This window comes from Algoriphagus limi (assembly GCF_024919275.1).
GTDB lineage: Bacteria > Bacteroidota > Bacteroidia > Cytophagales > Cyclobacteriaceae > Algoriphagus > Algoriphagus limi.
Genome location: NZ_JANWGH010000001.1, coordinates 1 through 12,142, shown reverse-complemented (window position 1 = coordinate 12,142; position 12,142 = coordinate 1). Strand labels below are relative to the sequence as shown.

General features: G+C 39.4%; 12 protein-coding genes and 1 rRNA gene. 8 read left to right on the top strand and 5 right to left on the bottom strand.

Annotated elements, in window-relative coordinates; genetic code table 11:
- The first annotated feature begins 11 nt into the window (after positions 1 to 11).
- From NY014_RS00065 to NY014_RS00045, 5 genes are read left to right on the top strand one after another with little or no spacing between them, the layout of a single operon-like run.
- Positions 12 to 197: a cbb3-type cytochrome c oxidase subunit 3 gene (locus tag NY014_RS00065; protein ID WP_259412488.1), complete on the top strand. Its 186-nt coding sequence runs from the start codon at positions 12 to 14 to the stop codon at positions 195 to 197.
- A complete protein-coding gene (locus NY014_RS00060; RefSeq protein WP_259412487.1) occupies positions 194 to 1,117 on the top strand; it encodes a cbb3-type cytochrome c oxidase N-terminal domain-containing protein in 924 nt (307 codons plus the stop codon). Before NY014_RS00065 ends, NY014_RS00060 begins: the two co-directional genes overlap by 4 nt.
- Before the next feature lie 49 nt (positions 1,118 to 1,166).
- A complete protein-coding gene (ccoG, locus tag NY014_RS00055) occupies positions 1,167 to 2,585 on the top strand; it encodes a cytochrome c oxidase accessory protein CcoG (RefSeq protein ID WP_259412486.1) in 1,419 nt (472 codons plus the stop codon).
- Between the two features lie 3 nt (positions 2,586 to 2,588).
- Complete coding sequence (locus NY014_RS00050) at positions 2,589 to 3,014, top strand: FixH family protein (protein ID WP_259412485.1); 426 nt, start codon at positions 2,589 to 2,591, stop codon at positions 3,012 to 3,014.
- A complete protein-coding gene (locus NY014_RS00045) occupies positions 3,015 to 3,719 on the top strand; it encodes a sulfite exporter TauE/SafE family protein (RefSeq protein WP_259412484.1) in 705 nt (234 codons plus the stop codon). It abuts the gene before it with no gap.
- Between the two features lie 2 nt (positions 3,720 to 3,721).
- Here the strand turns inward: NY014_RS00045 and hemN are convergent, their stop codons facing one another.
- Complete coding sequence (gene hemN / locus NY014_RS00040) at positions 3,722 to 5,074, bottom strand: oxygen-independent coproporphyrinogen III oxidase (RefSeq protein ID WP_259412483.1); 1,353 nt, start codon at positions 5,072 to 5,074, stop codon at positions 3,722 to 3,724.
- Between the two features lie 198 nt (positions 5,075 to 5,272).
- Between hemN and NY014_RS00035 the strand changes: the two genes are divergently transcribed.
- On the top strand, positions 5,273 to 6,328 hold the full coding sequence (locus NY014_RS00035; protein ID WP_259412482.1) for an alkane 1-monooxygenase: 1,056 nt from the start codon (positions 5,273 to 5,275) through the stop codon (positions 6,326 to 6,328).
- Here NY014_RS00035 and NY014_RS00030 read toward each other — a convergent pair.
- From NY014_RS00030 to NY014_RS00020, 3 genes are read right to left on the bottom strand one after another with little or no spacing between them, the layout of a single operon-like run.
- Positions 6,317 to 7,360, bottom strand: coding sequence for a vWA domain-containing protein (locus NY014_RS00030; RefSeq protein WP_259412481.1), 1,044 nt, complete (start codon positions 7,358 to 7,360; stop codon positions 6,317 to 6,319). The genes NY014_RS00035 and NY014_RS00030 overlap by 12 nt on opposite strands.
- Entirely contained in the window at positions 7,341 to 8,237 is an 897-nt protein-coding gene (locus tag NY014_RS00025) for a hypothetical protein (protein WP_259412480.1), read from the bottom strand. The genes NY014_RS00030 and NY014_RS00025 overlap by 20 nt, the downstream gene beginning before the upstream one ends.
- Positions 8,230 to 9,111 (bottom strand): DUF58 domain-containing protein, encoded by an 882-nt coding sequence (locus NY014_RS00020; RefSeq protein ID WP_259412479.1) that lies wholly within the window; start codon positions 9,109 to 9,111, stop codon positions 8,230 to 8,232. The genes NY014_RS00025 and NY014_RS00020 overlap by 8 nt, the downstream gene beginning before the upstream one ends.
- 106 nt (positions 9,112 to 9,217) lie before the next feature.
- On the opposite strand from NY014_RS00020, the gene NY014_RS00015 reads away from it, so the two are divergent.
- A complete protein-coding gene (locus tag NY014_RS00015; protein WP_259412478.1) occupies positions 9,218 to 9,580 on the top strand; it encodes a DUF4296 domain-containing protein in 363 nt (120 codons plus the stop codon).
- Positions 9,580 to 11,961: an endonuclease MutS2 gene (locus NY014_RS00010; RefSeq protein ID WP_259412477.1), complete on the top strand. Its 2,382-nt coding sequence runs from the start codon at positions 9,580 to 9,582 to the stop codon at positions 11,959 to 11,961. The genes NY014_RS00015 and NY014_RS00010 overlap by 1 nt, the downstream gene beginning before the upstream one ends.
- A gap of 76 nt (positions 11,962 to 12,037) precedes the next feature.
- On the opposite strand, the gene rrf is transcribed toward NY014_RS00010, so the two are convergent.
- Positions 12,038 to 12,142, bottom strand: a 5S ribosomal RNA gene (gene rrf / locus NY014_RS00005); the annotation flags it as partial.

Genomic DNA, 12,142 nt, shown 5'->3' with positions numbered 1-12,142 from the left:
CTCAGGAAATCATGTATAAAGAAGTCTTAAGATCTATCGAAAATATCGAAATCTACCCAGTGATTTCCCTGCTCATCTTTGTGCTGTTTTTTCTGGGAGTATTCGTTTGGGTAAGGAGCTTACCCAAAGAACTTGTGGACCATATGAAGTCCCTACCAATGGAAAATGATGATGAAATAACCAAACCCCAGCCATGAAAAAGTTTCTAACACTCTTAATGACCATCGGGTGGCTCCCCACCCTAAGTGCTTTTGCTCAGACCGAAAGCTCTGAATGGTATGCAAATCTTCAAGCTATGGACCCTGCCCAAATGACCCTTTTGATAATTCTGGGTATCGTTCTGATTGTGATTGTATTGTTACTCCTTTTAATGGTTTACCTCATGTCTTTCATGGTTGCAGTATTCAAAAAGGAAAATCCTGAATTGGCCAATGAACCGACTTGGTGGGAAAAATTCAAAGAGCGTTTTGTTACAGGAAAAATGGATACTGTCGGTGGCAAGGAAGAGAAGGCCAAAATGATGGCCGATCACTCCTACGACGGGATTACCGAATTGGATAATTTTATGCCTCCGTGGTTGCAGTGGGTATTCATTCTCACCATTGTGTTTGGTGTAGTTTACTTTGTGAATTATTCAGTTCTTGGATTTGGAAAAACAGGGATTGAAGAATACGAGGAAGAACTTAGATTGGAAGCAATTGCTGCAGAGGCAAGAATGGCCACAATGGCAGCTTCAATTGATGAAACCAATGTAACCTTCGATGATTCCCAAGCAAGTCTAGCAACTGGTAAGTCCATCTTTGAAGCCAATTGTGCAGCTTGTCATGCAAATGATGGTGGCGGGGGTGTTGGTCCAAACCTAACTGACCAATACTGGATACATGGAGGATCTATAGAAGATGTCTTCAGCGTAGTCAAATACGGGGTTGTTAGCAAAGGGATGGTTCCTTGGGAAGATCAACTTTCACCACAGGAGATCCAACAGGTTTCCAGCTATATCCTAACGCTGGTAGGCACCACTCCTGCTAATCCAAAAGAACCACAAGGAGAACTCTTTGCTCCTGAATCTGAGGTTGAAACAGTGACCGAAAGCACATCGGAAATTGCCACCCTTTGATACATTTGGACTACCGGGCATTTTCCGGTAGTCCTAAATTTTAATTCCAATGGCACAAAAGAATCCACACCTCAATCCAGAAACCTTTCGAGATGCACTTTCTACCGTAAAGGATGATGGAAAACGAAATTGGGTATACCCCAAAAAAGTTAGAGGCTTTTTTTACCGTTATAGAACATACCTATCCTGGATTTTATTAGCAATCTTATTTGTCGGACCCTTTATCAGGGTGGATGGAAGACCTTGGCTGCTATTCAATATTTTTGAGCGCAAATTCATCATCTTTGGAGCCGTTTTTTGGCCTCAAGACACGTATTTGCTGATTTTTCTTTTATTAATCTTCTTTGTCTTTGTCATCCTGTTTACGGCTGTTTTTGGAAGGATTTGGTGTGGTTGGGCTTGCCCCCAAACCCTCTTCATGGAAATGGTATTTCGAAAAATTGAATACCTCATCGAGGGAGATGCCAACCAACAGCGAGCCCTAGATGCAAGTCCATGGAATACCAATAAGATAGTCAAGAAAGGGTCGAAATTGCTCATTTTCTTAGCTATCTCTTTATTAATTGGACACTTGGTAATGGCATACTTAATTGGCATTGATCAAGTGAAAGAAATTGTAACAATGTCTCCTTCTGAAAATTTAGCCGGCTTTATTGGCTTGGTTGCATTCTCGGGAATTTTCATGTTTGTTTTTACCTGGTTCCGAGAACAAGCCTGTACCGTAGTTTGTCCTTACGGAAGACTTCAGGGGGTACTTTTGGACAACAATTCCATCAATGTGATGTATGATTATGTCCGAGGAGAACCTCGAGCTCCAATCAGAAAAAACAAAGTGGAAGAATCACCAAAAGGAGACTGTATTGATTGTGGAATTTGTGTTCATGTATGCCCTACTGGAATCGATATTCGAAATGGGGTACAGATGGAATGTGTAAACTGTACAGCTTGTATCGATGCTTGTGATGAGGTCATGGTCAAAGTTGACCGCCCAACAGGATTAATCCGATACGCCTCCGAAAACAGCATTCAGCAAGGCTTTCAAAAATTATTTACAGGAAGGGTTAAAGCATATTCATTTGTTTTGGTGTTGTTGCTAGCAGGGTTCATTACTTTGATTGCAACACGAGATGAACTTCAGGCTACCATTACAAGATTCCCTGGTATGACGTATCAATTGCGGGATAATGGAACCGTATCGAATTTGTATCAAATCACCTTGATAAATAAGACCTTCGAACCACAAACAGTGAACCTATCATCTTTGGTTGATGGAATTGATGTGGAAGTCGTTGGTGGAAAAGAATGGGTTTTGGAACCTCAATCCAAAGTGGAAGGACGTTTTTTCTTGGTAACTGATCAAGGGGACGTACATACACCACAACAAGACGTTGAGCTTTCGCTAATTCACAGAGAAAAATCCATCGATAAAATCGAAACTAGCTTTATGGCACCTGTATCAAAAGATTAAATTATGAATTGGGGAAAAGGAATATTACTATCCATCATTGCTTTTATTGGCATCATCATGACGATGGTTGTGATTTCTGTCCGTATGGAAGGAATAGAACTGGTCAGAGACAATTATTACGAAGCAGAGATCAAATATCAAGATCAAATTGATAAAGAGGCTTCTACGCTAGCATTGAATCGTGAAGTCCTTCAATATGACGTTCAAACCAAATCCATGATCCTGGACTTGCCGGTTGGTGCCAAAGGAAATCTTCAACTCTTTAGACCTTCAGATGCAAGCTTGGATAAAGCCCTTTCCATCGAAATCAAAGAGGAAGGGAAAAAGCAAGTTTCAATGGCTGACCTAAAACCAGGTTACTGGCGTGTTCAATTGAATTGGACCGAAAATGGAGTCGAATATTATCAGGAAAAGAAAATCACAATCTAAATGCTTTGGACTGCCTTTCTTTTGGGTTTTTTAGGCTCATTCCACTGTGTAGGAATGTGCGGCCCTATTGCATTGGCAGTTGGAAATGCAGGGAATTCTGGCTTTCTGTGGAACAAAGTTCTTTATAACCTTGGCCGAAGCGTCACCTATGCCGCTTTGGGATTAGTGATCGGTTTTTTGGGCTTTTCCCTCTCCCTTACAGGTATACAACAAGGCTTTTCTATAGGGATGGGAGTTCTTTTGGTTTTGCTTTCCTTAAACTATAAGAAGTCAGAGCAGATTTTAACTATTCCATGGCTTTCAGGAGTAGTTTATTGGGTGAAAAGCAAGCTTTCATATTTTCTAAAAAAAGGTGGCAAACCAGCTTTTTTCGCAACAGGCTTGGCAAATGGCTTACTTCCTTGCGGGATGGTCTACATGGCTTTAATAGCAGCTTTGGGATTTCAAAACCCTTATTTAGGAGCAACCTACATGTTTTTCTTTGGAATAGGCACGATTCCCCTCCTACTCTTTTTGATGTTTTCGGGAAAATTAATTAGCCTAAAAACTCGACTTAATTTCCAAAAAGCAATTCCTTATTTGGGAGTACTATTGGGGGTACTTTTCATTTTTAGAGGACTAGGTCTAGGCATTCATGGACTTAGTCCAGACATTCAAGTCTTCAATTACGGAGCGGAGCAAGTTGGAATTACCATTTGCAAATAGAGTCAAATCGCTTTACTGAAGACAAGTTCCTTCTTTTGGTTTTGAAGCCGGTTATCAAACACCTTACAGATTTGACGAATAAACAAAACCCCATCTTGGGTAACTTGAATTTGATTCCCATCCAAGTCCACTAGTTTTTCAGCTTGCATCTCTCCCAATTGATCCAATTGACTTTCTCCCAGAGCATCCCAAATATCCCTTGAAATAACAGCCCGGTGATTACAAATCAAGTCCAAGATAAAATCACGAATTATTAAATCCTCAGCAGTCATGAGATGACCTTTAGTAATAGCCCAATCTCCTTTAGCTATGACAGATTGATAGGAATCAATGCTTTTTTCATTTTGGGCATATGCTAAATAAATGTCACTGATACTACTTGCACCAAGCCCAAGTAAAATCTTAGATGGAGTAGTGGTAAAGCCCATGAAATTCCGGTGTAAGGTTCCTTTTTCATATGCTAAATACAGAGGATCATCCTTTTTTGAAAAGTGGTCCATGCCAATTTCAACATATTCAGCCGCTTTCAATTTTTGCTTCCCAAATTCATATAGTTCCCGTTTTTCCAGTTCACTAGGCAAATGAGCCTCATAGCTTTTTTGAGCAGGAAAAGAGCTCGGAACATGAGCATAACTATAAAATGCAATCCGATCCGGAGCGAGCTCTACCACTTTCTCAAAAGTATCGGCCAAGGTCATTTTGGTCTGATAGGGCAAGCCATAAATCAAATCAAAGTTGACTGAACTGTAACCTAATTGTCTCGCCTCTTCTGTAGCCTGCTTCACCTTTTCAAAAGGTTGAATGCGATGAATTGCTTTCTGAACTGTCTCATCAAAGTCCTGAATTCCATAACTCACTCGATCAAACCCTAACTCAGCTAAAACTTGAAGATGATCTCGTGTAGTATTATTTGGATGTCCTTCAAAACTAAACTCAGCATTTTCCAATACAATCGATGAATCCAATATGTTGGAAAGTAGCATATTCAATGACTCTGGAGCAAAAAATGTAGGAGTTCCTCCTCCTAAGTGAATACCAGCTAGTTTTGGTTTTTCTCCAAATAGTTTCAAATAATTATTCCATTCATGTAGAACCGCATCAATATAGGGATCTTCTACTGCATGATTTTTTGTGATCCGTTTATTACAGCCACAATATGTACATAGACTCTCACAAAAAGGAAGATGGATGTAAAGCGTAATTCCCTCCTCTTTGCCATACAATGAAAATGACTTAGTAACCAATTCATTCCAATCCTCTGAATTCACATTATTTTCCCAAAGAGGGACAGTTGGATAACTGGTATATCGGGGAGCAGGAGTGTTGTATTTTTGAATTAGAGCAGAAGTGATCATAAGCTGTTTTTTGCAAAAATGGCTACGATCAAACATTAAAGATGTGACAGCAACTAGGTTCAAGACTGACAAAAATCAGGAATCGAATCAACAGGACTAACAACCTAAATAACATTGACTTTTCTAAGTGATTAAATTAGATTCGGGTATTCTGAAGTTCACCATGCGTTTTATCAAAAAAATCGGATTTTTCAGTGCTTGGTCCTGCCCTTATTGCTGGTTTCGGGATATTATTTGGGTGGAGCTAATCGTTGGCTGATCCATATTTTTGTTTTTATGGCGGTTCCTTTGATGGATTATATGATCAGTACTGATACCTCCAACATCCCAAAGGAAGCTGTATCTCAGGTAGCGAAGGAACAGTTTTACAAATTGGTCACATTTGTTTGGGTTTACATTCAAATGGCGGTGCTCATTTGGGGATTTTATGTGGTAGCCACTGATAAATTATCGATTGGGGATTGGGTGTCATTAACCACTGGAATGGCTTTGGTTACAGGAGGAATCGGAATCACCGTTGCACATGAATTAGGGCATAAAAAGGGGAAATTAGAACAGTTTTATGCCAAGATTTTACTGATGACCGTTTGCTACATGCACTTTGTCATTGAGCATAATCGTGGGCATCATGTAATAGTTACAACTCCTGAAGATCCTGCTACGAGCCGCTTGGGAGAAAATTTCTACTCCTTTTGGCTTCGGTCAGTTAAAGATGGATATCTAAGCGCATGGAGGCTTGAAAAGGAAAGATTAGAAAGAAAATCCATCCCTTTCTTTTCCTTTAAAAATGAGATGATTCAATTCTCCCTAGCTCCAATTATTTTTATAGGATTAATATTTATTGGATTCTCATTGGCTTTGGATCGATGGGTTTGGGAAGTACCCGTTTTCTTTTTTGCACAAAGCTTCTTGGCTTTCAGCTTATTGGAAGCAGTAAATTATTTGGAACATTATGGAATGGAGCGAAAGCTTCTAGCCGATGGTCGCTATGAAAGAGTTACCCCCATTCATTCATGGAATGCCAGCCACCGAGTAAGTAATTTCCTTTTATTTCAACTCCAACGTCACTCAGACCATCATGCTTTTGCACACAAGCCTTATCAAGTCTTGAATCATTACGATGAAAGTCCCCAACTTCCTGCCGGATACTCAGCCATGATAATCTTGGCTTTTTTTCCACCAATTTGGTTTTCCATCATGAATCCAAGATTGAAACAGTGGAAAGAGAAAACCTTCCAAGGATCAGTCCAATAAGAAATTATTGAGAAAGCTGCTTTTGAGAATCAGCCAAAGGAGGAAAAAGACCATTCCCCAAAATAAATAAATCCGGTAATAATCCGTAGTCTCCCGATATCTGTTCTCCATGATTTCACTTTTTTCAAGCTGATCTATTCGATCAAAAATTGCTTGGAGGGCATTACCATCAGAAGCCCTAAAAAACTCCGCCTGAGTCAAGTTTGCGATTTCTCGAAGGTTAGTCTCATCCAGGTAACTTTCAACCATTTGAGGTCTACCAAAAAAGTCTGTCCCATAAGGTACCATCCCATCTTTCCCAACAGCAATAGTATAAATCTTAATACCCAAGGCTGAAGCCAATTGTGCAGCAAAAAGCGGATCGACGTTTCCTGCATTACTTTCCCCGTCACTCAATAAAATCATCACCTTGGAGACTGATTCTGCATCCTTCAAGCGATTGGTACCAGCTGCAATGGCAGAACCAATAGCCGTCCCCTTCGCCTCCATGATATTGAAAGAAATCTCCGATATCAACTCGGTTAACAACTTGTAATCATTCGTCAAAGGTGCCAAAGAGAAAGCTTCACCTGCGAACACCACAATCCCTATTCGATCTCCGAGTCTTCCTTGGATAAAATCTATAGCCGTTTGCTTGGCAGCTTCCAATCTGTTTGGAGAAAAATCCTGCAAATCCATGGATTCTGATATATCCATCACCAGCATGATATCAATCCCTTCCGTGTACTGCTCAACTCGCTCATTTGTCCGCTGAGGCCTTGCCAAAGCGATAATGATTAAGATTAAACTAAAGAAAAAGAGGAAGGATGGAATAAGCCTTAAATAGGTCCAAGGATTGTTCTGAGCTACTTTTTTAGGAAGAGAAAGCTCCAAAACGGGATTCTTCAAAAATTTGACTGCTTTCCTTAAAAGCATCAATAGCAAAATCACCCAAATCAGATGAAGGAGTAAGGGTTTTTCCCATTCAAAACTTCTGAATGTATCTAGTGAAAACCATGAAAGCCTAAAAAAATCAGACAGTTGCTCGATCATGTTTGATGTTTTTTAGTTTTTGCTCATACTTTTCCTTAGCGATTTGCAGTAGGTATTCTGAAGAGTTTTTAATCTCTGATTTTGCTCCCGCATAAATAATCAATTCAATGGTTCTCAATGAACTGAATATTTTAATGTCATCCAATTTTTCTCCAAGCTCGCTGGAAGTCCATTCCCGAATCGGAAGACTTGTAATGGATTCCATGTATCCTTTCCAAATTCCAAGAAGCTCATCAGCTGCTTCCATACTTGGATTGGATTCTAAACTTGCTGTTGAATCTTTCCAGCGTTTCTCAAATTTCTTCCATCTTCTTTTCTCATTTCGTTCAAATAAGAATCTTCGAATTCTCGCTCCAAACAACCAATAACCTCCCCTAATTAGGATGAGAATTACTGAAGAAACGATACCAATAAGGACCCAATCCCATTTTTTTGGAATCGGTTGATAGACATTATTCTCCTGAAACATTAATTCCTCAGGAATGCTATCTATGGTCCATTTTACCGCAATACTTGCCTCAAGCGGAAAATGGGTAATACTATCATATCGGGAAAGCTCAAAAACCGGCAACGTTAAATAAGCCACAGAATCCAATTCAAAATTGGACAAATAATAAATGGTACTATCTGAAGTCACAGAATCCTGTGTACTACTCAGAAAGGTCTGTTTTTCAAGAAGAACAAATGGAGAGAAATCAAAAGTAGAATCCGGGAAAATCAATTGTCTCTCAGCAGGGTAAGTCGCTTTCAACACATAGCCAACTCGCTCCCCTAATTTGGCCGAATCAGCCAAGAAATACCCATCAACTTTAACCTCTTGAGCGATCAATGAGAAAGGAAACCAAAGGAAAACTAGCAGAATTCTAACTTTAGCCACGTTTCATTGATTTGTTTCGGTATTTAAACAATTCCATTAAAGGCAGTACGATATCCTCCGTCGTATCAATCGCCAGGTAATTGATCTGATTCTTTTTGCAAATCAATTTTAAATGATCTCGTTCGGTCGTAAAGGTTTCGGATATTTTTTTTGAGAATCCTCCAAATGCCGTATTTACCCAAGTAGTCCGTCCTTTTTCCTTATCAAAAACCGGAATAATCCCCAAAGAAGGCAAAGCAGATTCTCGTGGATCAGTCAATTGAATGGCTACCAAATCGTGTTTTTCGGCCATTGCCCGGAAAGACCGCTCGTAACCTTCGTCAATAAAATCTGAAATCACGACGATGATACTTCGCTTTTTTATCAGGTTTAAAGCATAGGAAAACATCTCATTTAGGTCTGTTTTTAAAGAAATATTCTGATGATCAAAAATCCCTCTGACAACCTTAACCGCTTGTTTACTGCCTTTTCCAGGAAGCACAACTTTTTCCTTTTGGTCGGAAAAGCTAATCAGACCAACTTGACTTCCTTCAAAAATTGCTGCCAGGGTTAAAACTCCTGCAATGATTTTTCCCTGATCAATTTTTTTCTGTCCTGCTTGACCTATATCCTGACTACCGGAAATATCCAAAAGGAAGTAAACGGATTGCTCCTTGTCTTCCCTGAAAGTCTTGACAAAAGTGCCGTGACCTTTTGCTGACACCTTCCACTCTATCGTTCGGACATCATCCCCATATTGATAAGGACGCAAATCGTCAAATTCAAGACCCGAACCTTTGAAAAGAGACTGATAATCCCCTTGAAGATGATTGTTTGCCACCTTCCGGATCATGATTTCATATTTTCGAAGCTTACTAAAAAGCTGTTGATTCATCTCTTCACAATTTGACGGCCTAAGATAAACCTCCCTGTCCAATAATAAAATCAAGCTTACAGGAAGGGTCGTGCGATTTTCAGTTAAAAAAAGCTAATTTTAAGCCATGAAATCACCTATTTGGGCTATTCTACTACTTTTTGTCATCCTCAGTTGTGAAAGCAAAAAAAAGCCTTCTTATGTACTTTCTAAAGAAAAAATGATCAGCGTCCTCATAGATATTCATCTAACCGAGGGAATCGCCAGTGCACTTCCAATTTCCTATGACTCTTCGCAAACTGTTTATACTTTGATGGAAAAGGAAGTTTTTACCAAACATCAGGTAAGCGATTCGATTTTTAAAGAAAGTATGCGCTATTACTTACAGTTTCCGGATCAAATGGATGAACTTTATGCCCGAGTCATTGATTCATTGGTTGTAAAAGAGTCTGAAAAAGAATCTGAACCGGATAGTCAAGAAACATTCTGATGCTATACCCCAAAAATCTTGAACAAAAAATAAATTTTCAAAAGATAAAGGATCTTATCAAAGAAGAGTGTACTTCTTCTTTGGGAAAAAGTTTTGTAGATAAAGTCTCATTTTCTTCAGACATAAAACTCATCCAAAAGCTCCTCGATCAAACAGCAGAGTTTAAAGAAATCCTTGTTTCCGGAGAGTCTTTCCCTGGTTCTAACTTCACAGATTTGAATCTTTACCTTGAAAAGGCAAAACTGGAAGGTACTTTTTTAGATGAGGAGGAGTTTCACGAAATCAAATTAGCCTTACAAACCCTTCAGGGATGCTTGAATTTTTTTGCAAAAAATGGTGAACAATACCCTGCACTATCCCAACTTTTGGGTATGGTGATGGAGGTGGATCTTTCGTTATTGAAAGAAATCAATCGAATCATTGATGAAAAGGGAAAAATAAAAAGTAATGCCAGCAAAGAGCTTCAATTAATACGAGGTCAAATAATCTATGAGGAATCCAGACTTCGAAAAGTCATGGAGCGGATTTTTAAGGAAGCCAAAGCTAAAGGTTTGACCGTGGAAGATGCGGGAATTACGATTCGCTCTGGAAGAATGGTAATCCCTGTTGCTGCTGAAAATAAGCGCAAGCTTAGGGGTTTTATCCATGATGAATCAGCCACAGGACAGACTGTCTTTATGGAACCAGAAGAAGCCTTGGATATCAACAATGAAATCCGAGACTTGGAATACATGGAGCGAAGAGAAATCATTAAGATTTTGACCGAATTAACGGATAGAGTCCGTCCTAGCATCCCGGCTTTGCGAAAGGCTACTAGCTTTTTGGGATTGATTGATTTCATCCGTGGAAAAGCAAAATTTGCATTAAAAACAGATAGTAATAAACCTCAACTTTTTAAGGAACAGCAGCTTTCCTGGGCCAAAGCCAGGCATCCACTTTTGGAACTTGCCCTAAAAGCTCAGGATAGAAAAATAGTCCCGCTAGATATCGAATTAACCAAAAACGCAAGGTTACTGGTTATTTCTGGACCCAATGCTGGGGGTAAATCCGTTACTCTCAAAACTGTGGCTTTGCTACAATATATGCTGCAATGTGGTTTATTGATACCGGTTCACCCAGACTCGAAATGCACATTATTCAAAAACTTTTTCATTGACATTGGAGATGAACAGAATTTGGAAAATGACCTTTCCACTTACAGCTCACATCTCATGAGCATGCGATACTTTACCGATTTTGCAGATAAAAAGACCATCCTTTTCATAGATGAATTCGGAACTGGTACAGAACCTCAGTTTGGAGGAGCAATCGCAGAGGCAGTCTTATTAGAACTGAATAGAAAAGGAGTTTTTGGAGTAATTACAACCCACTATGGTAACCTTAAACAAACTGCTGAGAAAAATCCTGGATTAGTTAATGGAGCTATGCGATATGATGTGGATCACCTTGCTCCCCTTTACCAACTTCAAATCGGAAAGCCAGGATCCTCTTTCGCCTTGGAAATAGCTTCAAAAATTGGAATACGGAAAGAAATATTGAATTATGCCAAATCTCAAATTGGAGATGAAAGAGTCCGCTATGATCGACTCCTTACCCAATTGGAAAATGAAAAAAATCAGTATAACCAATTAATCAAAGAAGCGAAGGAGAAGGAAGATTTACTTAAAACTCGGCTTCAGGAATACAATCAACTTAAAGAAACTTTAGAGCAAGCAAAAAAGCGAGTTATTCAAGAAGCTAAGGTAGAAGCCAAAAGACTTTTGGATGAAACCAATAAAAAAATTGAAAGGACGATCCGAGTAATTAAAGAGGAAAAAGCAGATAAAGAAAAAACCAAAGAAGCCAGAAAAGTCCTTGAACAATTTAAACAAGAAGTTAAGCCGGAAAAACCCGTAGTAGAACAAGCATACAAGAAAATCGGAGGTGAAATTAAAGTAGGTGACTGGGTTCAAGTTAAAGACAATGGTGCTATTGCTGAAGTCTTAAATCTGAAAAATAAAGAAGCGGAAATATCCATTGGAGATCTTAAATCCATGGTAAAATTATCTCGGCTTGAAAAAGTTTCTAGATCAGAATTCCGTAAAAAAACTCACTCTAAAAGTTCTGCAGCTTACCAAACTCAGCAAAAGTTAATGGACTTCTCAACCAATTTGGATTTGAGGGGAAAAAGAGGTGAAGAAGTTCTTCCTTTGATTCAAAATTTTATTGATGAGGGTTATATGCTCGGAATCAAAGAATTACGGATAGTGCATGGAAAAGGAGATGGAATCCTAAGAGAAATCACCCGCAATTTATTACGTACGATGCCAAACGTACAAAAAGTACAGGACGAACACGCTGACCGAGGAGGTGCAGGTGTCTCCCTTGTAACTTTAAAATAAGCTAAAATAAATTTTACAGGTCAACTAGCTATAGAAAAGCTCATAAAAAAAGCCCCTATGAAGGGGCTTAGAATGAATGAGGCGGCGACCTACTCTCCCGGGTGTAACCCCAGTACCATCGGCGCTGCAGGGCTTAACTTCTCTGTTCGGGATGGGAAGAGGTGGGACCCCTGCGCCAGGC